Genomic DNA, 23,369 nt, shown 5'->3' with positions numbered 1-23,369 from the left:
CTCGTATTATTTCACCACGCACATCGGGCGCTGCGATACCGGCTCCGGATGAATCTCTGCCTCCAGACTGAAGACCTCGCGCAGCATTTCTGGCGTCAGCACCGTTTCCGCTGGGCCCTGAGCCTGCACCTGGCCCCCAGCAAGTACCACCAAATGATCGCAGTAGCGGCTGGCCTGATTAAGATCGTGCAGCACAGTGACCACGGTTTTTCCCATTAGCTGTAGCTCGCGCATCAGCTTCATTAACTCCACCTGATGATTGATATCCAGCCAGGTTGTTGGCTCATCAAGCAGCACCAGCGGCGTATCCTGAGCCAGCAGTAGCGCCAGAAATGCCCGCTGCCGCTGGCCGCCGGAAAGGGCGCTTAGTGGCTGCTCCGCCAGCCCAGCGATGCCTGTTCGTTCAAGCGCGCGCTCAATGCTCTCTCTATCCTGTGTCGAAAGCCGCCCCCACATTGGCAACCACGGGCTGCGGCCATAGCCGACCAGCTCGCGCACGGTCACGCCTTCCGGTACGTGATGCTGCTGTGGAAGGAGCGCCAGCCGCCGCGCCAGTTGACGAGTCGAGATACCATTTAAGGTCTGATTACCAAGCCAAATCTCCCCAGCGTCCGGCGTCAGAAGGCGAGAAAAGCACTTCAGCAGAGTGGATTTACCGCAGCCGTTCGGCCCCAGCAGCGCGGTGATTTTCCCGCCCGGTAACGTCAGGTTGAGATTGTTAATAATGCGCTTGCCGTCATAGCCAGCGGTCAGGTTTTCCGTTCGCAGTTCCATTTAACGCATTCTCACAAGTAGCCAGATAAACCAGGGCGCGCCAATAATCGCTGTCAGTACGCCTGCCGGAAGCTCCATCGGCGGGTTGAGCGTTCGCGCCAGCAGATCGGCGAGCAGCAGAACCAGCCCGCCCATCAGCGCCGAAACCGGCAGTAAATAACGATGACGTCCACCGAACAGGCGGCGAACAAGATGCGGCACGACGAGACTGATAAAAGCGATAGGGCCGCAGACCGCGACGCTGACCGAGGCGAGGGCCACCGCCAGGGTCAACGCGTAGCCGTTAAGCCAGCGAATATTGACGCCCAAGGTCCCGGCGCGATCGTGGCCCAACGCCAGCAGGTCGAGATCGCGGCTGAGAGCGAAACTCAGCGGTAGCAGCACGGTGAGCAAGGGCAGAGCGACAATCACAAACGAGCCATCTCTGGCCCACAGGCTACCGGTTAGCCACAGCAGCGCGTTATTGATTTCCTGAGGGCGCGACAGTAAAAGATAATCGGTCACGCTGGCCCAGCAGGCCGACAGCGCCACGCCGGTCAGCGCCAGGCGCATTGGGCGGGAAAAACCGGCAAGGGCAATCAGGATGACCATCGCCGACATCCCGCCGATAAAGGCCAGCAGCGGTAGCCACAGCAGGGACAGGGACGGCATAAACCACAATGCGCTTACCGACGCCAGGCTTGCCGCATGGTTAATGCCCAGAATATCCGGCGAGGCCAGCGGATTGCGTACAATTCCCTGAACCAGCACGCCGGAAACCGCCAGCGCGGCGCCGATTATCAGCGCCAGCACCACGCGCGGCAGGCGATATTGCATCAGGACGTAGTGATGTTCGCTACCCGGATGCCAGCCATCAAGCAGCGCCCGCCACGGCAGCGGGACTGCGCCCATACGCAACGAAAGCACGGTTAACAGCGCCAGAACGAGCAGTAAAAAGCTGACGCGGCGGAGTCTCATCCGCGCCTCCTGACCAGCCAGACGAAACAGGGTGCACCGACCAGAGCCAGCACCGCGCCCGCCGGGAGCTCTCCCGGCCAGGCCAGCGCTCTGGCGAGAATATCCGCTAATAGCATAAATAAAGCGCCCAGCGTGGCGCTCATAGGCAGAAGCGTACGATGATCGTAACCGGCCCAAAGCCGTGCCAGATGCGGGATCAGCAGACCGATAAAGGCGACCGGCCCGGCGACGCTGACGCAGGCCCCGGTGAGTAACAAAGCGGCGGCGTTAATCAGCAGGCGCAGACGGGGCAAGTTCACTCCCAGTGAATGGGCGGCGCTATCGCTGACGTTCAGCAAATTAAGCGCATTGGCCAACAGAAAGACACCGGGAATAATCAATACCGTAAAAGGCAGAAGCTGCCAGAACTCTGCCCAGCGCACGTGGGAAACGCCGCCAGCCAGCCAGGTGAGAATACCGTATGCGTGATCTTCCGCCAGCAGCAGAGTTATGCGGGTCAGCGCCATGCATAGCGCCGAGAGGGCAATCCCGGCGAGGATCAGCCGATTGCGATCCAGCTCCTGACGCCAGCCGCCGCCAGCGGTCATCACCAGCATCCAGCTGATTCCACCGCCGCAGGCGGCAATCAACGCCAACGAAAGCCCGGTCAGCGGTGCCGGGCTGAAGGCGCTGGTCAGCGCCATTGCCAGCGCCGCGCCGCTATTGATGCCCAGCAAAGAGGGAGAGGCCAGCGGGTTATGGGTCAGGGTTTGCAGCAGCGTGCCTGAAACAGCGAGGCTGGCCCCGAGCATCATCGCCACCAGGCTGCGGGGCAGGCGCAGATTAAGCACTAACGCCTGCGCAAGGGGAGGCGTTTTCGGCGCGAGCAAGGCGTGCAGGGCATTTAGCGGCGAAATCGGGATTGCCGAATAGCAAAACAGGCTCAGCTAGAACAGACCGATGAGCGTCAGCAGCGGCAATCCCCAGATAAAAAACGATCGACGGAACGGTCTCATGGTGCGCTATCAACCGCCTGGTGGTGGACGATTTTCACCATATCGCCAGCGATACGCTCGGCGGCAAAGATCCCGCGCATTCTTGCCCAGCTGTTGCTATCGACGGCGGCAATCTGCTGCTTTTGTTGGGCCTGTAATATTTGCCAGAGCGCGTCCTGCTGCCATTTTTTAACGATGCTTTCGGCCCGATAATGGGCCACCAGCAACCATTGCGGATTAATCGCCAGCAGCTGTTCGAGATTGATCGCCGCCATCGGCGCGCCGTTGATCGGCTGCGGAACCTTCAGGCCAAGCGCCGCCAGCACGCTGCCGGTATACGATTGCGTCGAATGAAGATTGAACTGCTGCTCGCGCGAGGTGCCAAATAGCACGCTGGCACCGGCTGGTAGCTGGCGGGCAAACGCTGCCATAGTTTGCCGATGCTGCGCCAGGCGCTGCCGCATCTCTGCCTCTTTGCCAACCGCTTTGCCAATAATTCCCGCCGACTGCAGATTTTCCTCCCAGGTTTCATTGCGTGATTTCAACAACAGTACCGGGGCAATCTGTTGCAGGGAGGCGTAAATGCCGCTATGGCGGCTGCTATCGGCAATAATCAGGTCAGGATGCAGGGCGCTGATGGCTTCCAGTGAGGGCTGGGCGCGGGTACCTACCGACTGCCAGGGTTTCAGGCGCGCACGTACGTCCGGCAGAATTCGCGATGGGTCGTTATCATCGGCCACGCCCACCGGGCTGACGTCAATCGCCGCCAGCGCGTCAACAAAGGAGAGTTCGAGCACCACGATCCGCTGCGGTGTCTTATCAAGAGTTAAAGTGCCGTGCTCATCCTGCACGGTGACGGCGAATGCGGGGCCTGTCAGGAATAGCAGGCCAAAAATAAACATGCGAACAATGCTAAACATAGTCAACTCCAGCTTGCCGGACAGGGCGCTTGCGCCGCTATCCGGCAACAAACCATCATCAGAATTTCATCGATCCTTGCAGATACAGCGTGCGCGGCTGACCGGCGTAAAGGCCTTTGTTGTTATCGTCGTAAGAGCGGGTGTAATACTCATGATCGAAGATGTTTTTCACCCCCAGCGCGAGGTTGAGGTTGGCCATTTGCGGGCCAAAATCATAGGCCACTCGCGCGCCCCACAGCATATAGCCAGGAATACGCCCGGTGCTGCCGTCGGCGCTCTCCTCCACGGTGTTGGCGTTATCCGCAAACTGGCTGGACTGGAAGTCGCTATTGAGGTTAAACGTCCAGCTGCCGGGCTTGTAATCGACGCCAAAGGTGCCTTTGTGTTTTGGCGAGAAGGGAACCTGGTTGCCGTAGGTATCACCTTTTTCGCGGATTTCGGCGTTGACATAGGCATAGCTGGCGTAGACCGAGAGGTTATCCAGGGTGGGGGAAAGTTCGCCAAGGTCGTAACGGGTTTGCGCTTCCAGGCCGCTATGACGGGTTTTACCGCGTGCGGTAACCGTGTCGTTAGTCTGGTTGGAGTCGTACTGATTATTAAAGTTAATCAGGAATAGTCCCATCTCGGCGCTCAGCGCGCCGTCGTCGTAGCGGGTGCCGACTTCCCAGGTGCGTGCTTTTTCCGGTTCCACATTGCCGCTTTGCACAGCCTTGCCAATTTGGCTGTACTGTACGGTGCCGAATGAGCCTTCTGTGTTGGCATAGATATTCCAGCTGTCGGTGAGGTGATAAAGAACGTTTAGCGCCGGGAGCGGCGCGTTATAGCTGACCTGCTCGCGGGTGCCTTTTATATTGTTGTCCTGATACGACTCGATGTGCTCAAAGCGCATGCCCGGCGTAATCGTCCAGTTGCCGATATCAATACGGTCGTCGATATACCAGGCGTGGGCTTCGGTGCCGGAGCGGGTATCGCGATCGTACGGGCTGGCGGTGCTGGGCAGCTCGCCGCTGGTGGTCGCGGTGTAATAACGCATCTCGTGGGTCGATTCATTCACATAGCGGTAGCCGACGCCGACTTCATGCGCCGATGGGCCCATCATAAAGCTCTGGCTGTAGCGTGGTTCAATGCCGCGAACCCAATATTCACGCGGCGAGAGTGTAATACGCTTGCCCTGTTCCAGATAACCGCTGCGCAGGGTGTGGGTATAGAACCCCTGAATATTAAATTTATGCTGCGCGTCCGGTTGATATTGGTAGCCAAGACTGGCGAGCTGGCGGCGTCCCCAGAAGCGGTCGTAAGGGCGGGTGGATTGCCAGCGATCGGCGTTATAGTCGGCGCGGGAGAGGCCGCCGGGCATATCGGCTTCGCCGTCGTAGTATTGCAGCAGGCTGTTAAAGGTATGCACTTCGTTGGGCGCATATTTGCTTTTCAGCATCACATCGTCGATGCGTGTCGCGCTGTGTTCGCGCCAGTCGCTGCCGCGGGTGCCGGAGTAGAGCAGGGCGGAGCCGAAACCGTTATCCGCCGTGCCGCCGATCATTAAGTTATGCGTTTCTTTCGGATTGTTTTGCGAAGAGGTAGGGCTGAGTTGCCCCTCAATGCCGCCCTCTATACCGAAATCCTGAGGAATGGCGCGGGTCACGAAGTTCACCACGCCGCCAACGCTTTGCGGCCCATAGCGCACCGCACCGGCACCGCGTACCACATCCACCGCATCCATATTACCGAGCGAGACCGGTGCCAGCGAAAGCTGCGGCTGGCCGTAAGGCGCAAAAGGCACTGGGATGCCGTCCATCAATACCGTGGAACGGCTGGCAAGGCGCGGATTGAGGCCGCGAATACCAAAGTTCATCGCCAGATCGTGACTGCCGGTACCGGTATTTTCCGGTGCATTCACGCCGGGAATTCGGTTCAGAACTTCGCGCATGGTGGTCGCGCCGGTTTTGGCGAAATCTTCCCGGCGGATAACATCACGGGCACCTGCGTGCTCAAAGACATCGTTTTCCCGGGCGTCGCTGAGCCAGTCGCCCACTACGGTTAAGGTAGATTCGCTACTGACGGGCGCGGGTTCCAGCGTCCAGACGTTATTACCCAGCGCTTTTAGCTGTAATCCGCTGCCGTCCAGCAGCGTGTGTAATCCCTGCTCGGTTTCAAAACTGCCGTGCAGGCCGGGGCTGAGCTTACCGCGCGTCAGGCTGGCATCGGCGGAGAGCGTGATGCCGCTGCGGGCGGCATATTGGTTAAGTACGTTGTCCAAATCCCCGGCTGCAATATCAAACTGCGTGGCGGCAAATACCGGCACGGCAGTCAGCCCCACTAACGGCAGCAGACTGATACGGATTGCCATCACCAGAGGCAGCGGTTTGCGTAAAACGCGTAAAGGCGTCATGAGTTCTCCATGATCGTTTTTGGTTGTATTCACCTAATAAGTCGAACGAGCAGGGGAAAAGGGACAATGGAGAATGAGAATTTTTTTGATTTTTTTTCTCAAGCCGGAATCACGGTGATCCAATAGCGGGTGACAAACTGCAATTTTATCGGCAGGGTTTGTGCGATGACCTTAAGGATGGCGTCAGGATCCCCTAACGGGAAGGTTCCGCTGAGGCGTAAATCAGCCACGGCGGGATCGCAGCGCAGTACGCCGGAGCGATAGCGGGCTACGCTGGCGACCACCTCGCTCAGTGGGGTATCACGGAAGGTTAATATTCCTTGCGTCCAGCTATCTTCACCGCCGTTAAGTGCGACCAGGGCGGCGAAGCGATCGCGGGTGAACCACAGGCTTTCTCCGGCGTTGACTCTTTGCTTGCTGCCCGAAGGCAAAACCGCTTCGACGGCGTGCTGCTGCACGGCAAGTTGTGTTCCGCCCGCGAACTGGCGCACGGTGAATTCGGTTCCGAGCGCGGTTAGCAAGCCATCACGAGTCCGTACCCGGAACGGTCGCTGTTGGTTGTCGTGCGCGGTCTTAATGGCGATTTCGCCATAGCGCAGATGGACGAGGCGCTGATGAGCGTCAAAACGGACATCAGCAGCGCTTTCGGTGTTAAGTGTGAGCAGCGTGCCATCGGCAAGCCGCTGCTGGCGCGGCAGGCCCTTTGCCGTGCGGTAGTCGGCGCGTAGCCCATCAGCCAGTTCGGAATCCCATAGCTGCCAGCCGCCACCGGCAACCAGCAAAAGCAGCAGCCCTTTCAGCACCTGGCGGCGAGCCAGACGGCTATCGTGCAGCGCCCGGCTGGCCAGTCCGCCGGGCAATTGCCCCATCTGCTGACGCAGGTTTTCCACCTGTTGCCAGGCCCACTGGTGATCATTGTTCTGCTCATACCACTGTTGCCAGCGGGCTTCCTGCGTTGGGCTGACGTGACCTTCGCTCAGAACGGCGTACCAGTGCGAAGCCGAACGCAACGCCTGACGACGGGAGTCGCTCAACGCCGGGTTCACAGGCCGTTCTCCAGGCGAAAAAGCAGGCAGTGCTCGGTAGCTCTCGCCATATATTTTTTGACAGAGCTGACGGATACCGACAGACGGTTGGCGATTTCGGCGTAGGTCAGGCCTTCGAGCTGCGAGAGTAAAAATGCCTCCCGGGTTTTTACATTGAGCCCATCCAGCATGGCGTCAATTTGCTGTAACAGTTCAAGCTGGCTTTGCCGCAGCTCGGGCGAGGGGACCAGCTCTTCCGGTAGCTGCGAGAGCATGTCCAGCCATGCGCGCTCCAGTGCATTGCGGCGGAACAGGTCGATCATCACCCGTTTGGCAATAGTGCAAAGGAAAGACTTTGGATCGCGAATCGTTGCCAGCGGCTCGCCGCCCATAATTCGCACGAAGGTATCCTGCGCGACGTCATCGGCGTCAAAGGAAGATTGCAGCTTATGGGTAAGCCAGTTTTTCAGCCAGCCGTGATGGTCGCTATACAGCGAGGCAAGCGTCAACGGTGCAGCGGTAGCGGAAGGCTGGGACATGAGCGGGTTCAGAAAAATTCATCAGTGTGCCGTATGTTAATATGAGAATGGTTATCATTTCAATTAAAACGCAATCCGCTTATCAATCATGAAGTGAATAGTTGCTATAAGTAACTGTTAAATATTGAATAGATTTTTTTACCGCAATTACCCCTGCCATTAATGCAAATAAAATTCATTATCATTATTCCCTCGGTAATCATAATGATGTATTTATAATGCATGTTATAGGTAAGGAGATTCTGATGAACGCAAGCGACAAAGCAGGGCATACCTTTTTGGCAAGTTTGGGGAAAACTCGTCTGCGCCCCGGCGGCGTGGAGGCGACGGAGTGGTTGTTTCAGCAAGCGGGATTGACTCCTGACAGCAAAGTGCTGGAGGTTGCCTGTAATATGGGCACCACTTCGATAGAGCTGGCGCAGCGTTTTCGCTGTAGCGTCTACGCAATTGATATGGATAAAGACGCGCTGGCGATAGCGCGGCAAAACATCGTCCGTGAAGGCGTGGATAATCGGGTATTAGTGATGGAGGCTAATGCTAATCGACTGCCTTTTCCTGATGGTACCTTTGATGTAGTGATTAATGAGGCGATGCTGACGATGTATGGTGATAAAGCTAAGGAGAGGCTGGTGGCGGAATATTTTCGCGTGCTCAAACCCGGCGGCCGTTTGCTGACCCACGATATTATGTACACGCAAGAGGCGCTGGAAGAGGGGGCTCGGATGCAGTTGCAGGGCGTAGTGAAATCCAACGTGAGCCCGTTGAGCGCCGAAGGCTGGCAGGCGCTTTTTGAGCGGACAGGTTTCGATTACGTTCGTTATCACCACGGGCGGATGTCGCTAATGTCGCCCAAAGGGCTTATCAAAGATGAAGGATTCAAACAGGCGCTGAAGATTGCCTGTAATGGTTTACTGAAGCGCGAGAATCGTCCGAGATTTTTATCGATGATGCGCTTTTTCCAAAGTCAAAAGCACCGTCTGAACTTTATCGCCTGCTGTTCAGTTAAAGGTGTAAAGGTCCAGGTGGAGAGTGAAAAATAACGCAAGGAATATGAATAACTGTCGATAAACATTATTTACTGTCAGCGGTGTAAAATAAGGTGATTCTTATTTCAGAGTGAATATCGAAAATATTTCACCTTGCATCTCTTTTTTGGCGGGTAATTCTGATTGACGGCCGTGGGGTTTTGTATTTTGGCCAGTAATGATTAGCGTGGTATTTATTGCTTATAAGGTCCAGGGAAGGGGCCGAACTTAACCTCCAGTGGTTCCCTTCTACACCGCATGGCTTCTGAGGCAGCCCATGATTTTCTGCATGCATGGCATCGAAGTTCAATGGTGCTCTGATGAATGATTAGCCTGGAAAACATTCTTTTTATAGATATTCGTAATGATTTGTTCATTTTTATTTTACATTTTGTTACAGGTGTGCTTGTATTGTGTTTTTTTATGCTGGCGTGGTTTTTTACTTGCCGGAGTGAATTTACCAGTATTATTATTGTCAGTAATGCTATACGTATCGCCTAATGACTCGATGAAGGGACTCGTTTTTTCCTTAAGCGTTACCTCATGTTTGAATGTTTACAGGAAAAACCATGTCTTGCGCTTTTAATAAAAGTCTCCTCCATCCCCGTAATTGGGGGACCTGGTTTGGCCTTGCCATACTCTGGCTCATCGTTCAATTACCCTATCCCGTTTTACATACCATCGGTACCAGCGCTGGCCGGGCATCGCGACGTTTTCTAAAACGCCGTGAACGTATCGCCCGACGTAACCTCGAACTCTGTTTTCCGGATATGTCGCCAGCGGAGCGAGACAAGCTTATTGAACAGAACTTCATGTCGCTAGGGATGGGTCTTATCGAGACCGGTATGGCATGGTTCTGGAGCGATGAGCGAGTGAGAAAATGGTTTGACGTTGAAGGCCTGGATAACCTCAACAACGCGATGAGTGCGGGAAAAGGGGTGATGGCTGTCGGCGTGCACTTTATGTCACTTGAATTAGGTGGTCGCACTATGGGGCTGTGTCGCCCGATGATGGCAACTTATCGCCCACACAACAGCCCGCTGATGGAGTGGGTGCAGACTCGCGGCCGTTTACGTTCCAACAAAGCGATGATTGACCGCCGCAATTTGTCTGGTCTGGTCCATGCATTGAAATCTGGCGAGGCCGTTTGGTTCGCCCCGGATCAGGATTACGGCCCCAAGGGAAGCGTGTTTGCTCCGTTCTTCTCTGTGGAACACGCAGCAACGACCAACGGTACCTACGTGCTATCTCGCCTGTCTGGTGCGAAAATGCTGACTATCAGCATGGTACGCAAGCCAGACCGCAAAGGTTACCGCCTCTATATCAGTGATGTGATGAGCGATTATCCAGGCGAAGATAAGCAGGATGCGGCCAGCTATATCAATAAAGTCATTGAGAGAGAGATCCTGCGTGCGCCGGAGCAATATTTGTGGGTTCACCGCCGCTTTAAAACCCGTCCGCAGGGCGAAACTTCGCTGTATTAAGACATCCGCACTCACAGCGCTTTCAAAATGGTCTCCGTTGCGTTAACGTGCGCGGGATCATATTTTTTGTTGTAAGCGAAGGAGTGCGTTGTGTTCGCTGAGTTTGGTGTTTTGAATTACCTGACCTATCTGGTTGGGGCTATCTTTATTATCCTGGTGCCCGGCCCAAATACCTTTTTTGTCCTCAAGACTGGCGTTGCTCACGGCGTTAAAAAAGGCTATCTGGCGGCGGCTGGCGTGTTTATCGGCGATGCGGTGCTGATGTTTCTCGCTTTTGCGGGTGTCGCGACGCTTATCAAAACCACGCCGGTACTGTTCAATATTGTCCGTTACCTGGGGGCGATTTATCTACTGTGGATGGGCGGTAAGATGCTCTACGCGGTGTTAACCCAGCGCGATGGTCATTCTGCGTCTGATTCCGAACCAGGGAGCGCGATTCTTAAGCGTTCGCTGACTCTCAGCCTGACGAATCCGAAAGCCATTCTGTTTTATGTCTCTTTTTTCGTGCAGTTTATCGACGTTAATGCCAAAACCCCAGGCCTCGCGTTCTTTATTCTGGCGCTGACTCTGGAAATCATTAGCTTCTGCTACATGAGCTTCCTGATCGTCTCCGGCTCTTTTGTGACGCGCTATGTCAAAACGAAAAAGAAACTGGCGAAAATCGGCAACAGCCTTATTGGCTTAGTCTTTGTCGGTTTCGCCGCCCGTCTGGCAACCCTGCAGTCATAGTCATCAGGCCGGTACGTGCGACCGGCCCGATAGCGACTATCACTGTTTCGTAACAAAATCCCTTCAATTTTTATTGCATTGGTGTTACATATACAGCCGATTATCGCTCAGAAAAAAGGGAACCCGGATGATTCTGCAGAAACTCACCAGCAACAAAAACAGCAAGAAGTTTTTCCTGTCGATAGGGGCAGTGTTTGCCATCGCGCTTTTCGTGGTTGGCCGTGCGACCTTTGGGGGCGTGGTGAGCGAGTATAATATGCCGTACTCAGAGTGGACGACGTCAATGTTCTTCCTGCAAGGGGCGATGGTCACGGTTTATAGCATTGTGTTCACGCTGCTGTTCTCTATTCCGCTGGGTTTCCTGTTTTTAGGTTCCGATCGTCAGGACTAGCGTAATGCAATAAGGCGAACCGAAGTTCGCCTTATTCAGCGTTCTGCCACCCGCCTTACCACCACCCGAACTGCGTACCCGCTACAGCCACAATGGCAATGATAAGCATAATAATAGTGCTTTTTTTCATTATGCCCCGCCCGGTGCCGCATAACCGCCGACAAAAAACCAGCCCAGAAAAACAACGGCGACGATAAATATAGCCACCGGAAATAGAATGCCCAGTCTCATTGTTTTATCCCTGTAGGTGCGAAATATGCCTGACATCATACGGGATATTGACGCGTTGTATTAGTCTATATGAAAGAAAGTCCCCTGGCGGCGTGACTTCTTATCCTGATACATCGCATCGTCGGCGGCACGTAGCGCCTGTTCAACGCCCATATTCTGAGGGTTGACGTCAATAACGCCAAAACTGGCGCCGGGGTAGTGAATACGGTTTCCGGCAAGAAAATAGGTCCCCGTTAGCTCATGGCGTAACGCGGCGATATACTCTAGCTGTTCTGCTAATTTAAGGCCCGGGCCGACAATTAAAAATTCATCTCCACCAAGGCGACCGACAATATCGCCGCTACGTACACGGGCATTGAGACGCTCGCCAATCTGAATGAGAAAACTGTCGCCACACGGGTGACCGAATCGATCGTTTATCGCTTTAAAATCATCAAGGTCGATAAAAATCATCAGCACATTGCGCTGCTGCTCACATGCGCGCGGGAATTGAGCGGAAAGGTGCTTAAACAGCGAACGACGGTTGGGCAAACCGGTCAATTCATCGGTATAAGAGTGCATTTCAAGCGCGACGTTAGCCGTACGCAACTGTTGCACCAGCGTCTCTTTCTCAACGTAATGGGAGATGAGTTTGGCAAACAGGTTCATGACCTGCTCACCCTCAAGGTTATAGGGCTGTCTTTCGCGGCTGGTTGCACACAGCGTACCGAAAAGCGAGCCATCGGTCAGACGCACCGGAATGCTGAAGAAGGTGGCGATGCCCAAGTCCTGCGCCGCAATGCACGAACGCCAGCGCTCGGCCACGTCGTTGCTGAACAGGCAGCGATCGTCCAGCGCACGCTTGCACAGCGAGTCGTTCCATGGGACGGAAAAACCTTCGGGGATCTGCATTTCGCTGCTGTTGTGCGCATACATAATCAGCTGTCGCTGCGCTTCAAAGTCGATACGCGTCAGGTAGGTGGATTCCATTCGAGTGACAAGCTCCAGCATCTCAAGTAACTGCCGCACCAATGCTTCCAGAGAGTGTTCATTGGCGAGAGTTTGTGAGACGCGGGCAAGAATAAAGTCGGACATGAATGATACGGCTCCCGAACGCTAATCGTGACTACCAGCAAATTATGCTAAAAACGACCATCAGCGCAGAGTAAACAGAGATACATAAAATTTAACACATCTGTTGGGAGAATACCTGTATCGGCACCAGGAAAAAAAGCCCCGTCGGGGGCGACGGGGAAAAACTCATTGATTATGGAATGATCTGTTCTCTGGTCAGTTCGAGAACAGGGGCTACTCTACGAGGTAAAAGTGTAGTTAAAATGGAGAAACCGTGGAGATTCAGGGCGAAAGACCGATTTGATCAATTAAGGAGTAGAAATGAAGTGGATGACAATCATGCTGCCTCTGGCGCTCGCCGGATGCGCTCAGTCTCAACAGACTCAGCCCACGCATCCGGTGGGCATGGCTAACCCAGCGTCGGTTTACTGCGAACAGCTGGGAGGCACTCAGGTGCCTGTACAAAGCCCGCAGGGCGTGCGCACGGACTGTAAGCTGCCGGGTGGCGAAACGATTGACGAATGGGACCTCTGGCGTCGCGATCATCCGGCTAAGTCGTAGCGCTTATTCCAGCGCTTCCAGCCAGGCGGCAAGCACCTGAGCATGATTTTGTCGGGTGTTTTTCGCCCCATAGAGTAGCGTTAGCTGCTGCTGACGGCCCAGGGCGGCGAGGCGCGCGCCTTCATCGCGGTGGGCATCCAGTTCCTGACGATAGAGCTGACTGAAGTGAGCAAAATCGATAGTTTCGCTGTGGAAAGCCTTGCGTAAATCAGCCGACGGGGTCAGCGTTTTACACCACTCATCGTAGTTCAGCGCCTCTTTTTTAATGCCACGCGGCCACAGACGATCAACCAGCACGCGATAGCCATCGCTCTCTTCTTGTGGGTCATAAACGCGTTTACATTGAATCATCGTCACTCTCCCTTTGTTCCATCCAGTTGAGCAGTTGCGGGATCTGCCCGTCGGAAAATACCGTAATGCCGTGTTCGCGAAGCAGCGCGGCAGCAACGCCAGAGCCAGGTTTGCGCTGCCCGTTAAAGGTACCATCATAGATAAACTGGCTACCGCAGGTTGGGCTACCATCGGTCAACAATGCGGCGGCACAGCCTTCTTCTTGCGCTGCTTTCAGCGCCAGCCAGGCGGCCAGTTGATAGTGCGCAGTAACATCCTGACCATCACTTTCAACGATTTGCGCGCGGTTTTGCATTACATCAGCGCCCTGAGCATTGAGGATTTCTGCCGGGAGTCGGGGGACCGGCAAACCGGCTGCCAGCTCCGGGCAGTGGATGACCAGCCGTCCCTCTTGCTGCCAGCGCGATAGCGCGTCGGCCAGCTGCGCCTTGTTGCTGCCGTTATAGCGAACCTGAAAGCCCATCAGACAGGCGCTGACCAGAATTTTGCTCTTCATCTCGTATCCGTAGCCATTCCTTTGCTTTATACCATACCGCCTGTCAGGCAAAATTGCGCGGGACCTGGCGTGTAAAAAATAAGGATTGTGTTCCGCCGCCGGGATCGCTAACCTGAGGCTCCTTGTGTTGCCTGATAATCGCTCTGACATAAGGATCCTGCTATGAACTCCTCCCCCTTGCGTATTGCCCTGGTTGGTGACTACAACCCTGATGTAATTGCCCATAAAGCGATTCCGCTGGCGATTGATGATGCCGCTGCCGTAATGGAGCTTGCGTTGCGCTACGACTGGCTGGCAACCAGCGAGATAAGCTCCGCCGACGATCTGGCCGACTACGATGCTATCTGGGTCGTTCCCGCCAGTCCTTATAAAAACGCCGAAGGCGCGTTTATCGCCATTCGCCACGCGCGTGAAAACAGCATTCCGTTCCTCGGTACCTGCGGCGGTTTCCAGCACGCGATCGTTGAATACGCGCGTAATGTGATGGGCTGGCAGGATGCTGCGCATGCCGAAACCGATACTGAAGGCAGGATGGTGATTGCACCGCTGAGCTGCTCGCTGGTGGAAAAGACAGATGGCATTGAACTGCGTGCCAATACCCTGATCGCTCGCGCCTATGGGCGTGACAACATTGAAGAGGGTTACCACTGCAACTATGGGATTGCAGAAGACTTTGCTCGCGAGCTGGAGCAGGGCGATCTGCGGGTGACCGGCTGGGATGATGATGGCGAGATTCGGGCGGTGGAGCTGATAACGCATCCGTTCTTTGTCGCCACGCTATTCCAGCACGAGCGCAATGCGCTGGAAGGGCGCCCATCGCCGCTGGTGCACGCGTTTTTGCACGCGGCAAGCCAATAAGTAAACGCCCGGCAGCGAAAATTGCCGGGCGCTGGTGTTGCTAGCTGTTGATCTCCCGATCGCGACCGGCCAGCGCACCAAATACCGCCATTGCGATTGAAATCAGCGCCACGGCGATCAGCGGAATATGCCAGTCGCCGTTGGCATCATGAATTTTCCCCATCACCGGCGGCCCGCATGCGGCCAGCAGATAGCCAACGGCCTGCGCCATTCCCGATAGCGCGGCGGCCTGATGTGCCGAATTAGCGCGCAGGCCAATAAAGGTCAGCCCCAGAATCATGGTTGCGCCGGATCCAAAGCCGAATATCAGCGTCCATATCACCGCCTGAGCGGGCAAAAACCATAATCCGAGTGCGCTAACGGCGCACATCAGGGCGACCAGAACCGCAATACCGCGCTGATCTTTCAGCCGATGGAGAATCAACGGAATCGCCAGCCCTGGTGCAGCGGTTGCTAACTGAAGCAGTCCGTGCAGAGATCCCGCCTGCGCCTCGCTGTAGCCAATGCTTTGCAAAATAGCGGGCAGCCAGCCGATGATGACGTAATAGACCAGCGAGTTAATGCCGAGAAATAGCGTGACCTGCCAGGCCAGCGCCGAGCGCCAGATCCCGCGGTTGTGGACCGCGCCCGAATTCGTTAGCGGCGCAGAGGCCTGCTGACGCGACTGCGGTAGCCAGACAAACAGCGCCAGCAGCGGGAAAACCATCAGCATCAGCAGCGCCCCGCGCCAGCCGAGTCCGGCAAGCGCCAACGGGACCACCATCGCCGACCCCAGCGCAGCGGCACCGCCCATCGTCAGGGAGTAGGCACCGGTCATTTTGGCAACATGCTGCGAGAAATCGCGTTTGATTAATCCGGGCAGCAGGACGTTCCCCAGCGCAATACCGCAGCCGATAATCGTGGTGCCAATAAACAATAATGCCACGGAAGGTAGCGAGCGCAGACCGATACCCAGGCAAATCAGGATCATCGCCAGCAGCAGGCTGCGTTCAATGCCGAATCGGCGTGCGATGCCCGCAGCCAGCGGTGAGACCAGGCCGAAGGCCAGCAGCGGCAGGGTCGTCAACAGGCCGGTTTGCGCGGTGGTGAGGCCATATTCGCTGCGAATTGCGTCCAGCAGCGGTGCGGCGCCGGTAAATGCAACGCGTAAGGTGGTCGCAATCAGCAAGATACCGGCAATCAATAAAAGATTACGGCGGCCGGTAGAAGATGAAACAGAATTCATGGCTATCTCAGACAAGAAAAACGAGGCGTTAACAATAGCCTGTTTGCGACCCGTTTAAATCAAGCTAAAATGACAGAATATCGCTAATATCGGACAATCTTATGATCGGACTCGGCCTGGATGGCTATGACCCGGACAGCGGCCATGAAGCAGCGCTGGCATTTCGTATTCAGGTTGTCGCGGACGAGCAGCATATTCCGCGTCATCAGCACCGCAAAGGTCAGTTGATCCTGGCGCTGCACGGAGCACTAACCTGCGAAGTGGAAAATGCCATGTTGATGGTGCCGCCGCAGTATGCGGTGTGGGTCCCTGGGCAGATACCCCATAGCAACCGTGCGACGCCGGGAGCGCAGATCTGCTTTTTGTTTATTGAACCCGGTGCGGCCCCGATGCCGAATTTCTGCTGTACGTTAAAGATTTCATCGCTGGTGCGCGAGCTTATTTTGACCATGGCCCAGCGCGGCAGGGCAGAATTGGAATCAGCGGCGATGCACCGCCTGGTGCAGGTGCTGTTTGACGAGCTACCCCAGCAGCCGCAGGAGCATCTGCAACTGCCGGTATCCGGACATCCGAAAATTCGCCAGATGGCGGAGGTCATGGCCGATGATCCCGCTCGTTGGCAAACGCTGGCGCAGTGGGCGGCGGAGTTCGCCATGAGCGAGCGTAATCTGGCGCGGCTGGTAGTGCGCGAAACGGGCCTGAGCTTTCGCCGCTGGCGGCATCAGCTGCAGCTGATCCTCGCTTTGCAAATGCTGATCCGCGGGCAAAGCGTGCAGCAGACAGCGCAGAGTCTGGGTTATGACTCCACCACCGCCTTTATCACCATGTTTAAAAAAGGGCTGGGCCAAACGCCGGGACGTTATCTCGCCAGCCTGACTACGACTTCCCTATAAACAGCGAAATGATCCCGGCGGCGATAAGCGGACCTACCGGTACCCCGCGGAAGAGAGCAACGCCGAGTACGGTGCCGACCAGCAGCCCGGCCACCAGCTGCGGCTGCGAGCCCATCAACGCCACGCCGCGCCCGCCGAGCCATGAGACGCCGACGCCGACGGCAATCGCCAGCAGTGATTTCCAGTTAACGAACGAATGGAGCAACGTTGAGGGCGGAAGAGTACCGCTGGCGATAGGCGCCATCACGCCGATAGTCAGGATGATAATCCCGATGGTCAGCCCCTGCTTTTCAATCCACGGGAAGAAAGTATTAAGCGGGGTGACGCGGACGATAATTAAAACCAGTATTGAAATTGCAACGGTCGTGTTATGGCTAATAAAGCCGAGCGCCGCCAGGCCCAGCAGAATTAACAGGGTGGTGTCGAGCATGTGCAGAGGTCCTTGCCAAAATACAAAAAAAGAGAAGCCCGTTTACTCTACGCATAATTGCGTGAGTAGACAGGCTTTTTTTAGCGCATGCTCGCTATTTCAGGCATCTGCCTGATTTATTTCACCAGCAGCGAAACCAGCGGGCTGCCTTCGCGAATAAACAACGGAATAGTCTCCAGCCCGGCGGGAACTGAAATACGCTGCCCTCCCTGATAGCGCTCGCCCTGTAAATCGACCCATTGATGTTCACCCGGCAGCCAGACCTCGCGCTGACGCTGGCCTGCGTGCATGACCGGAGCGACCAGCAAATCCTGGCCAAACAGGTATTGGTCTTCGACCTGCCAGCTTTGCGCATCGTCGGGATAGTGCCAGAAGAGCGGGCGCATGAGCGGGTCGCCGTGGCGATGTGCATTGGCGTACAGCTCATCAATATAGGGACGTAACGCCTCACGGACGCCCAGCCAGCGTTGCATGATGGCGAAATTACCCTCGCCGTAGCTCCACAGCTCATTTGGCGAACCGCTGTCGCATTGAGGAATACCGTGGCGATAGCTTTCCGGTGGTTGGATCCGCGGCTCGCGATAGCCGTGCATGCGCAGAACCGGGCAGAATACGGCCCACTGGAACCAGCGGATCAATAGTTCGTGAAATGCCGGATCGTGGATATTGCCGCCTTGGAAACCACCGATATCGGTCGTCCACCATGGAATGCCCGCCAGCCCCATGTTGAGCCCGGCAGCCAACTGATTGCGAAACGAATGGAAGGAGGAGTGAACGTCGCCGGACCACGCCAGCACGCCGTAGCGCTGGCTGCCTGCCCAACTGCAGCGCACCAGATTGACAATCTCTTCTTCACCTTGCGCGCGCAGGCCATCGTAGAAGCCCTGGGCGAAATCGCGCGGGTAGCGGTTGCCCACTTCCAGCACCGGTCCGGCGTGATAGCGATAGTTATCGAAGTCATAGGCGCGATACTCCGGCTCGGCTTCATCCAGCCAGAACAGCTTGATCCCGTAGTCAAAATAGTTTTTCTTTACCGTATCCCAGACAAACTGCCGTGCCTGAGGATGGGTGGCGTCAAAGAAGGTGGTATTGCCCATAAAATCCAGGTTGACCTGTACGCCGCGATCGCTGGTCACCAGCCACCCTTTAGCCTTCATCTGTGGGAACAGCGGGCTGCGGGCTTCAACGGTCGGCCAGACTGAAACCATCAGCTTGATGCCCATTGATTCGAGCTCTTCTACCATCGCCTTCGGATCCGGCCAGTCGGTAGGGTCGAAACACCAGGTACCCTGATTCGGCCAGTGGAAGAAATCGATAACCATCACCGAGAGCGGCAGGCTACGGCGGCGGTATTCGCGAGCCACCTCCAGCACCTCCTGCTGGGTACGATAGCGCAATTTACACTGCCACAGGCCGCTAATGAATTCTGGTGCGGCGGGGGGCGTACCGGTGGCTTTAGCGTACTGGCGGGTTATCTCCATTACGCTGTCACCGGCGGTTATCCAGTAGTCCATCTCCTGGGTGACGCGGGCAGTCCACTGGCTGTGGTTTTTGGCAAAGCTGGCTTCGCCAATCGCTGGATTATTCCACAGCAGGCCGTAGCCGAGGCTGGATTGCACAAACGGCACGCTGGCCTGTGAGTTACGTTGCGCCAGCTCAAGAGAACAACCCTTCAGATCCAGCCACGGCTGCTGGTACTGGCCCATGCCGTACAGTCTCTCTTCATGGCGGGCTTCAAAACGAACCGTTAGCTGATATTTGCCCCCAGGAAGTGGTTTAAATTCGCGGCCGTCCAGTTTCAGGGCGCTGACGTATTTGTCCTGGCTCTTTTCGCTGGCGCCGATACCGACGGTGGAACGTTGCCGCCACATCTCTTCGAGTAGCAGCTCGCCGTGCTGATTGTAAAATGCTAGCTGGCCCTTGAGGTTCAACACCGCGCTGATATTGCCGTTACGCAGGGTCAGCGTTTCCGCATCCCGGGAGATTTCGGCCTGGCATGATTCTGGTGTCAGTAGCGCCTGAAGCTCCGAATTAAACTCCGGCGCGCAGGTGGCGCGTACCCGCAGGCTGTTTTCGCCCCAGGGCTCAAGGCGTAAAATCTGCCGTTCGAAGCGCCATTCGATGGCGTTAGCATGCTGTATTAATTCGCTCATGGTGAGATCATCCTTTCACAAGAGGTTGCGTTTTAGCCAAATTGATTTCCTGCATGGTCTGGTCATCAAGCTTGTACCAGCGCAGCGTGGCGAAGGCCGCCAGCGAGAGTAGGCCGGGAACAACGGTAAACAGGGCGACGATGCAGCTCATTGCAAGTGATGTTTGTTCCGGCGCGTTGGCGACGTAGCCGCTAAAGCCCAGAGTCCAGCCGACGATAGCGCCGCTGAGGGCCATTCCCAGCTTGAGAACCGCGAGGAAGGTGGAGAATATGACGCCATCCATACGTTTACCCTGTCGCCATTCGCCGTAGTCGGCGACATCGGCCATCATTACCCACATCAGCGTGGTGGTGGCCTGATAAAGCGTGGAGATAATGAACGTCAGCGGGACCAGCACGAAAACGGATTTCGGCGCGAAGAATAGAGCGATGCTCAGCACCCCCGCCAGCACAGCGCAGTAGCCGAACATTTGAACTTTGTTGAAATTACGGGTCAGTCGTTTGGCCAGCAAGCTACCTGCGGCCTTGCCAAGAATATGCGCGCCTAGCATCCACATAAAGTAGCTGGCGCTGCTGAGGTAGTAGGTGACGAAGTACATCATCGCCCCGAGACGGATTACACCAAAGCCAATGTTGGTCATCACCAGCACCGCGACGACCCGCCACTGATCGTTGCGCAGGAGGTCGCGCAGTTCAGCAAGATAGTTGTTGTGAGTGGCTGGCGCTTTAATACGTTCACGGGTGTTGGCAAAGCAGATCCAGAACATAATCACTGCTGCGCTGGCCATAATCGCCATCGCCCAACGATAGCCCGCCAGTTTATCCGCGCCGCCGAGGTACTCCGCCAGCGGCATCATGAAAAACGTCGACATCGCGCCGCCGAGCGTGGCAAGGAAGAAGCGCCAGGATTGCAGGGAGATACGTTCGTCATTATCGGGGGTGATCACCGCCCCCATCGAGCAGTAGGGAATATTGATGGCGGTATACATCAGCATCATGAAGGTGTAGCTGACGCTGGCGAAAATCATTTTGCCGGTCATATCCAGAGATTGCGGTACGGCGTAAGTCAGCAGGCAGCTCAGGCCAAATGGCAGGGCTAACCACAGCATCCACGGGCGGAATTTCCCCCAGCGCGAGCGAGTGCGGTCAGCCATATAGCCCATTGCCGGGTCAATGATGGCATCGGCGGTTCGGGCGAGCAGAAACATCGTGCCGACAAAGGCTGCCGGGAGGCCCACCACATCGGTATAGTAAAACGTCAGAAAAATAATCACGTTATCCAGGCCGATATGGCTGGCCATATCCCCAAGGCCATAACTGATCTTTTCTTTACGGGTAACTTTAGTCGTCATTGATGTCACCAGACTTAGTTAAGGTAAGGTTTCAGTAATCACGAGCTATAGTGTGGTTGAAGCTGGAGGGTTAACAATTGCGGGATTTGGTATCAGAATTACGTAAAATGCTTTTCGTGATACCGGTAACAAAGAATGCAAAATAAAATGCAACACTATCGGAAATGACTCAGATAACGTTGCAATAGAGGCAGGGAGGGGTCAGACCTCGCGGCGAAAGACCACCAGCTCGGGTTGGGCAATACGTAGATAGTCAGCGGTGTTGAGGATAATCGATTTGTCGAGCTGCCCGGCGTTGAAGGCGATTTCCGGGAAACGCTCAAATAGCAGCGGGTCGGCGACCAGACGCAGCGATGGGTGGAAACTGAAAGGTGGAATCGCGCCAAACACGCAGGCGGTGAGAGTATCGACCTCTGCGGGGCTGGCCAGTGAGGCTTTGCTGCCGCCGATATGTTCGGCCAGGCGGGCTAAATCGGCCTGTTGATCGGCGGCAAGAATCGCCAGTACGTGTTGATTCACCCCATGACCTTTGACTTTACATACCAGCGCTTTTGCACCCTGACCCAAGGCCGTACCGCGGATCTCGGATACCGCTTCACATTTCCCGACGGCTTCATGCTCAACAACCCGGAAACGAGCATCGGATCGGTTAAGCAATTCGAGCAACCGCTGGTGGGTGCTCTGTATTACAGGCGCATTCATGTCAGTCTGTCCTTGCGGGTTAAAGTATCCAGCTTAACCTTCTCGTGCCGGAAGTGGATGTTTTTTCTGTTTTTTATTTTCGTACAGCCGGGCATCGGCGATGTTCATCACGTCCACCAGATTATCTCCCGGCGCCATGCTGCTGGCTCCCCACGAGAAATTAACGCGTTTATTGATATCAACCGCCGTCAGGTGTTGGCGGATGCGCTCGGGAATATCCTGAGCATCTTCATTGGCGTAATCGATCAGAATCAGAAAGAACTCGTCTCCGCCCAGGCGAATACCGTAATCGCTTTTACGTATGGACGACGATATGGCCTGTGCGAGCATAACAATAGCCCGGTCGCCTTCGTTATGCCCCCAGGTATCATTAATGTATTTCAGTCGGTCGCAGTCGAGCGCCATAAACACGATGTTCACGCCCTGTTCCGTTAGCTTTTGCAGGCGGGACTCAAGGATCGGGGAGAGGATTTTACGGTTGAAAAGACCGGTTAATGAATCGCTGATGTTTTCTTTGAAAACATCGGTATACAAACGGAAGTGCATCCGTACAAGGTGCAGCAGTACGCCAGTAGATATCAGGTAAAACAGGAACAGCTTCCAGGAGCTAAGCAGGAAATACATCACGTCCAGCGACAGCGCGATCTGCATATTCTCTGCAACCTGATTGTTGTAGTGTGCATAGCCGAAAATATGCGTTTGGCTGCGGTGAACGATAATTTCGGTTGTTGAATCCGAGTCCGTTAAGGTGACGTCCAGATAGCGCCAGACTAAGGGACGGTCGGCGGTATAGAGGAGTTTCCCGAGATCTTTACGGGTAACATCAACCATGACGACCCCTTTAAGTTGCTCCTGATGATAGACCGGCGTTAAAAAAGATAAAATATTCTGCCCGGTCAAAGCGTCAGCGTAGATGCTGGAAATCAGCGTGCGTCCACGCAGTAAATTGTTAAAACTGGTTTGGGTTATGCCTAGCTTACTGTCATGGAGAAAATTCCAGTTATCTACCGGGCTGCTGTTTATCTCAAGTGGCGAATGAAAATATGCATATTTATTTTTTAAATCAATGTAATAACGAAAGCGTTGGTCTGATTTGGCAATGCCCGTTCTCTGCGCTGAGATGGCCTTGTTCTGGATAATCGCTGCGTCAAATGCCTGTAGTGCAGGGAGGTCATTAACCCACGGCTGACATGAAGATTGAGTGGTGCTGAGCGTACCGTGAAGCAGAGGAAACGAGCGTCCGGCAATATTTAACCCACTGACTTCTCCGTTGGTTTGTACGCCGTCGCAAGCTTGTTTTGCCATTTCCGCAGAGGGGGATGTATCCAGTTTGCGTGAGAGCTGGGAGATAATAAGCTGATTTTGATATTTATCGTACAAAAATGTGGCTTCGCCTTTTTCGACGATATATCGCATATATTCTGACATATCCCGATGGCTGGCGACTAATTCATACACCAGAAATGAAGAGGTCAGGACAACCACGCCCGCAGAAATAAAATGGCGGAGTAATTTATTCTTTAATTTCATGATGATAGTTCCGCCAAAGTTATTGCGCTGATTTTACCATGCCCAGACTGGGTATGTCATTCAAACGGCTTACCTCCGGTGAGCAAATATTGACCGGGGATGGGGGATAAGTAGCTTCTTAAGTATAAGGCAGCTATGAAAACTGGGTTGCCCGATGATATCCAGGCTAATTCCACAATTTACTCATTTTATCTTCAATCAGTTATGCTGGAATGACAAAAAGTATTACTATTCGTCCTGCGCCATAAACATAAGAATTTTATTTATCAAGCGAACTTTTCTTATTTTTATTAGTCCTTAGCAAGATCAGGAGAAGTACTGTTGATAG

At 54.9% G+C, this 23,369-nt stretch carries 25 protein-coding genes; 7 read left to right on the top strand and 18 right to left on the bottom strand.

Features of this window, described 5'->3' with window-relative positions:
• Positions 1-6: 6 nt before the first annotated feature.
• The 7 genes from fecE to fecI form a co-directional block, all read right to left on the bottom strand.
• Positions 7-774, bottom strand: coding sequence for a Fe(3+) dicitrate ABC transporter ATP-binding protein FecE (gene fecE, locus ACMYSL_RS17235; protein WP_434659183.1), 768 nt, complete (start codon positions 772-774; stop codon positions 7-9).
• Positions 775-1,731 carry a Fe(3+) dicitrate ABC transporter permease subunit FecD gene (gene fecD, locus ACMYSL_RS17230; RefSeq protein ID WP_434659182.1) on the bottom strand — a complete coding sequence of 319 codons (957 nt, stop codon included), beginning with the start codon at positions 1,729-1,731 and terminating at the stop codon, positions 775-777.
• The gene (gene fecC / locus ACMYSL_RS17225; RefSeq protein WP_434664131.1) at positions 1,728-2,657 is read right to left on the bottom strand and encodes an iron-dicitrate ABC transporter permease FecC; all 930 of its coding nucleotides are present in this window, start codon (positions 2,655-2,657) and stop codon (positions 1,728-1,730) included. Before fecC ends, fecD begins: the two co-directional genes overlap by 4 nt.
• A 65-nt stretch (positions 2,658-2,722) precedes the next feature.
• A complete protein-coding gene (locus ACMYSL_RS17220; RefSeq protein WP_434659181.1) occupies positions 2,723-3,625 on the bottom strand; it encodes a Fe(3+) dicitrate ABC transporter substrate-binding protein FecB in 903 nt (300 codons plus the stop codon).
• 58 nt (positions 3,626-3,683) lie between these two features.
• Positions 3,684-6,014, bottom strand: a complete 2,331-nt coding sequence (gene fecA, locus ACMYSL_RS17215; protein ID WP_304258243.1) for a TonB-dependent Fe(3+) dicitrate receptor FecA — start codon at positions 6,012-6,014, stop codon at positions 3,684-3,686.
• A gap of 98 nt (positions 6,015-6,112) precedes the next feature.
• Positions 6,113-7,060: a ferric citrate uptake sigma factor regulator FecR gene (gene fecR, locus ACMYSL_RS17210; protein WP_304258245.1), complete on the bottom strand. Its 948-nt coding sequence runs from the start codon at positions 7,058-7,060 to the stop codon at positions 6,113-6,115.
• Positions 7,057-7,578 carry a ferric citrate uptake sigma factor FecI gene (fecI, locus tag ACMYSL_RS17205; RefSeq protein ID WP_182237997.1) on the bottom strand — a complete coding sequence of 174 codons (522 nt, stop codon included), beginning with the start codon at positions 7,576-7,578 and terminating at the stop codon, positions 7,057-7,059. Before fecI ends, fecR begins: the two co-directional genes overlap by 4 nt.
• A 245-nt stretch (positions 7,579-7,823) precedes the next feature.
• Between fecI and ACMYSL_RS17200 the strand changes: the two genes are divergently transcribed.
• From ACMYSL_RS17200 to ACMYSL_RS17185, 4 genes are all read left to right on the top strand, one after another.
• Positions 7,824-8,618 carry an SAM-dependent methyltransferase gene (locus ACMYSL_RS17200; protein ID WP_434659180.1) on the top strand — a complete coding sequence of 265 codons (795 nt, stop codon included), beginning with the start codon at positions 7,824-7,826 and terminating at the stop codon, positions 8,616-8,618.
• Positions 8,619-9,172: 554 nt separating this feature from the next.
• Complete coding sequence (gene lpxP / locus ACMYSL_RS17195; RefSeq protein WP_434659179.1) at positions 9,173-10,087, top strand: kdo(2)-lipid IV(A) palmitoleoyltransferase; 915 nt, start codon at positions 9,173-9,175, stop codon at positions 10,085-10,087.
• Positions 10,088-10,177: 90 nt separating this feature from the next.
• Entirely contained in the window at positions 10,178-10,816 is a 639-nt protein-coding gene (gene leuE / locus ACMYSL_RS17190) for a leucine efflux protein LeuE (RefSeq protein WP_110273603.1), read from the top strand.
• Positions 10,817-10,943: 127 nt separating this feature from the next.
• The gene (locus tag ACMYSL_RS17185) at positions 10,944-11,207 is read left to right on the top strand and encodes a DUF2534 family protein (protein ID WP_110273602.1); all 264 of its coding nucleotides are present in this window, start codon (positions 10,944-10,946) and stop codon (positions 11,205-11,207) included.
• Between the two features lie 55 nt (positions 11,208-11,262).
• Here ACMYSL_RS17185 and ACMYSL_RS17180 read toward each other — a convergent pair whose 3' ends face one another.
• Genes ACMYSL_RS17180 through ACMYSL_RS17170 form a run of 3 tightly spaced genes read right to left on the bottom strand, consistent with a single transcriptional unit; the run spans position 11,263 to position 12,512 of the window.
• Positions 11,263-11,316, bottom strand: coding sequence for a hypothetical protein (locus tag ACMYSL_RS17180; RefSeq protein ID WP_407657800.1), 54 nt, complete (start codon positions 11,314-11,316; stop codon positions 11,263-11,265).
• Positions 11,317-11,336: 20 nt separating this feature from the next.
• A complete protein-coding gene (locus tag ACMYSL_RS17175; RefSeq protein WP_004101234.1) occupies positions 11,337-11,438 on the bottom strand; it encodes a YoaK family small membrane protein in 102 nt (33 codons plus the stop codon).
• Positions 11,439-11,498: 60 nt separating this feature from the next.
• Entirely contained in the window at positions 11,499-12,512 is a 1,014-nt protein-coding gene (locus ACMYSL_RS17170) for a diguanylate cyclase (RefSeq protein WP_434659178.1), read from the bottom strand.
• A 300-nt stretch (positions 12,513-12,812) separates the two neighbouring features.
• Here ACMYSL_RS17170 and ACMYSL_RS17165 point away from each other — a divergent pair, with 300 nt between their 5' ends.
• Entirely contained in the window at positions 12,813-13,052 is a 240-nt protein-coding gene (locus ACMYSL_RS17165; RefSeq protein ID WP_434659177.1) for a putative hemolysin, read from the top strand.
• Between the two features lie 3 nt (positions 13,053-13,055).
• On the opposite strand, the gene ACMYSL_RS17160 is transcribed toward ACMYSL_RS17165, so the two are convergent.
• Both ACMYSL_RS17160 and ACMYSL_RS17155 read right to left on the bottom strand, forming a co-directional pair.
• Positions 13,056-13,403, bottom strand: a complete 348-nt coding sequence (locus ACMYSL_RS17160) for a DUF488 domain-containing protein (protein WP_182238003.1) — start codon at positions 13,401-13,403, stop codon at positions 13,056-13,058.
• Entirely contained in the window at positions 13,390-13,899 is a 510-nt protein-coding gene (locus tag ACMYSL_RS17155; RefSeq protein WP_434659176.1) for a DUF523 domain-containing protein, read from the bottom strand. The genes ACMYSL_RS17160 and ACMYSL_RS17155 overlap by 14 nt, the downstream gene beginning before the upstream one ends.
• Before the next feature lie 162 nt (positions 13,900-14,061).
• Here ACMYSL_RS17155 and ACMYSL_RS17150 point away from each other — a divergent pair, with 162 nt between their 5' ends.
• On the top strand, positions 14,062-14,757 hold the full coding sequence (locus ACMYSL_RS17150) for a CTP synthase C-terminal region-related (seleno)protein (RefSeq protein WP_434659174.1): 696 nt from the start codon (positions 14,062-14,064) through the stop codon (positions 14,755-14,757).
• A gap of 40 nt (positions 14,758-14,797) precedes the next feature.
• On the opposite strand, the gene ACMYSL_RS17145 is transcribed toward ACMYSL_RS17150, so the two are convergent.
• On the bottom strand, positions 14,798-15,982 hold the full coding sequence (locus tag ACMYSL_RS17145) for a CynX/NimT family MFS transporter (RefSeq protein WP_434659173.1): 1,185 nt from the start codon (positions 15,980-15,982) through the stop codon (positions 14,798-14,800).
• A 101-nt stretch (positions 15,983-16,083) separates the two neighbouring features.
• Between ACMYSL_RS17145 and ACMYSL_RS17140 the strand changes: the two genes are divergently transcribed.
• Positions 16,084-16,875 (top strand): AraC family transcriptional regulator, encoded by a 792-nt coding sequence (locus ACMYSL_RS17140; protein ID WP_182238012.1) that lies wholly within the window; start codon positions 16,084-16,086, stop codon positions 16,873-16,875.
• Here ACMYSL_RS17140 and ACMYSL_RS17135 read toward each other — a convergent pair.
• The 5 genes from ACMYSL_RS17135 to dgcJ all read right to left on the bottom strand — a co-directional run bounded on the left by ACMYSL_RS17135 (position 16,859) and on the right by dgcJ (position 23,041).
• On the bottom strand, positions 16,859-17,305 hold the full coding sequence (locus ACMYSL_RS17135; protein WP_110273595.1) for a DUF441 domain-containing protein: 447 nt from the start codon (positions 17,303-17,305) through the stop codon (positions 16,859-16,861). The two genes, ACMYSL_RS17140 and ACMYSL_RS17135, sit on opposite strands and share 17 nt — an antisense overlap.
• 116 nt (positions 17,306-17,421) lie before the next feature.
• On the bottom strand, positions 17,422-19,458 hold the full coding sequence (locus ACMYSL_RS17130) for a glycoside hydrolase family 31 protein (protein ID WP_434659171.1): 2,037 nt from the start codon (positions 19,456-19,458) through the stop codon (positions 17,422-17,424).
• Positions 19,459-19,465: 7 nt separating this feature from the next.
• Positions 19,466-20,809, bottom strand: coding sequence for a glycoside-pentoside-hexuronide (GPH):cation symporter (locus ACMYSL_RS17125; protein ID WP_434659170.1), 1,344 nt, complete (start codon positions 20,807-20,809; stop codon positions 19,466-19,468).
• 201 nt (positions 20,810-21,010) lie between these two features.
• Complete coding sequence (locus tag ACMYSL_RS17120) at positions 21,011-21,511, bottom strand: YbaK/prolyl-tRNA synthetase associated domain-containing protein (RefSeq protein WP_304258354.1); 501 nt, start codon at positions 21,509-21,511, stop codon at positions 21,011-21,013.
• A gap of 33 nt (positions 21,512-21,544) precedes the next feature.
• Positions 21,545-23,041, bottom strand: coding sequence for a diguanylate cyclase DgcJ (gene dgcJ, locus ACMYSL_RS17115; RefSeq protein WP_434659169.1), 1,497 nt, complete (start codon positions 23,039-23,041; stop codon positions 21,545-21,547).
• Between the last annotated feature and the right edge of the window lie 328 nt (positions 23,042-23,369).

It is taken from the genome of Klebsiella sp. MISC125, from assembly GCF_051131775.1.
Lineage (GTDB): Bacteria > Pseudomonadota > Gammaproteobacteria > Enterobacterales > Enterobacteriaceae > Klebsiella.
The sequence above is the reverse complement of the archived record's forward strand: the minus strand, read 5'-3'. Positions and strand labels throughout refer to the sequence as shown.

What these genes read in the sequence shown, in the direction of transcription:
- fecE (WP_434659183.1), bottom strand. Translation starts at nt 774, where the DNA reads ATGGAACTGCGAACGGAAAACCTGACCGCTGGCTATGACGGCAAGCGC.
- fecD (WP_434659182.1), bottom strand. Translation starts at nt 1,731, where the DNA reads ATGAGACTCCGCCGCGTCAGCTTTTTACTGCTCGTTCTGGCGCTGTTA.
- ACMYSL_RS17220 (WP_434659181.1), bottom strand. Translation starts at nt 3,625, where the DNA reads ATGTTTAGCATTGTTCGCATGTTTATTTTTGGCCTGCTATTCCTGACA.
- fecA (WP_304258243.1), bottom strand. Translation starts at nt 6,014, where the DNA reads ATGACGCCTTTACGCGTTTTACGCAAACCGCTGCCTCTGGTGATGGCA.
- fecI (WP_182237997.1), bottom strand. Translation starts at nt 7,578, where the DNA reads ATGTCCCAGCCTTCCGCTACCGCTGCACCGTTGACGCTTGCCTCGCTG.
- ACMYSL_RS17200 (WP_434659180.1), top strand. Translation starts at nt 7,824, where the DNA reads ATGAACGCAAGCGACAAAGCAGGGCATACCTTTTTGGCAAGTTTGGGG.
- lpxP (WP_434659179.1), top strand. Translation starts at nt 9,173, where the DNA reads ATGTCTTGCGCTTTTAATAAAAGTCTCCTCCATCCCCGTAATTGGGGG.
- ACMYSL_RS17185 (WP_110273602.1), top strand. Translation starts at nt 10,944, where the DNA reads ATGATTCTGCAGAAACTCACCAGCAACAAAAACAGCAAGAAGTTTTTC.
- ACMYSL_RS17175 (WP_004101234.1), bottom strand. Translation starts at nt 11,438, where the DNA reads ATGAGACTGGGCATTCTATTTCCGGTGGCTATATTTATCGTCGCCGTT.
- ACMYSL_RS17170 (WP_434659178.1), bottom strand. Translation starts at nt 12,512, where the DNA reads ATGTCCGACTTTATTCTTGCCCGCGTCTCACAAACTCTCGCCAATGAA.
- ACMYSL_RS17165 (WP_434659177.1), top strand. Translation starts at nt 12,813, where the DNA reads ATGAAGTGGATGACAATCATGCTGCCTCTGGCGCTCGCCGGATGCGCT.
- ACMYSL_RS17160 (WP_182238003.1), bottom strand. Translation starts at nt 13,403, where the DNA reads ATGATTCAATGTAAACGCGTTTATGACCCACAAGAAGAGAGCGATGGC.
- ACMYSL_RS17155 (WP_434659176.1), bottom strand. Translation starts at nt 13,899, where the DNA reads ATGAAGAGCAAAATTCTGGTCAGCGCCTGTCTGATGGGCTTTCAGGTT.
- ACMYSL_RS17150 (WP_434659174.1), top strand. Translation starts at nt 14,062, where the DNA reads ATGAACTCCTCCCCCTTGCGTATTGCCCTGGTTGGTGACTACAACCCT.
- ACMYSL_RS17145 (WP_434659173.1), bottom strand. Translation starts at nt 15,982, where the DNA reads ATGAATTCTGTTTCATCTTCTACCGGCCGCCGTAATCTTTTATTGATT.
- ACMYSL_RS17140 (WP_182238012.1), top strand. Translation starts at nt 16,084, where the DNA reads ATGATCGGACTCGGCCTGGATGGCTATGACCCGGACAGCGGCCATGAA.
- ACMYSL_RS17135 (WP_110273595.1), bottom strand. Translation starts at nt 17,305, where the DNA reads ATGCTCGACACCACCCTGTTAATTCTGCTGGGCCTGGCGGCGCTCGGC.
- ACMYSL_RS17130 (WP_434659171.1), bottom strand. Translation starts at nt 19,458, where the DNA reads ATGAGCGAATTAATACAGCATGCTAACGCCATCGAATGGCGCTTCGAA.
- ACMYSL_RS17125 (WP_434659170.1), bottom strand. Translation starts at nt 20,809, where the DNA reads ATGACGACTAAAGTTACCCGTAAAGAAAAGATCAGTTATGGCCTTGGG.
- ACMYSL_RS17120 (WP_304258354.1), bottom strand. Translation starts at nt 21,511, where the DNA reads ATGAATGCGCCTGTAATACAGAGCACCCACCAGCGGTTGCTCGAATTG.
- dgcJ (WP_434659169.1), bottom strand. Translation starts at nt 23,041, where the DNA reads ATGAAATTAAAGAATAAATTACTCCGCCATTTTATTTCTGCGGGCGTG.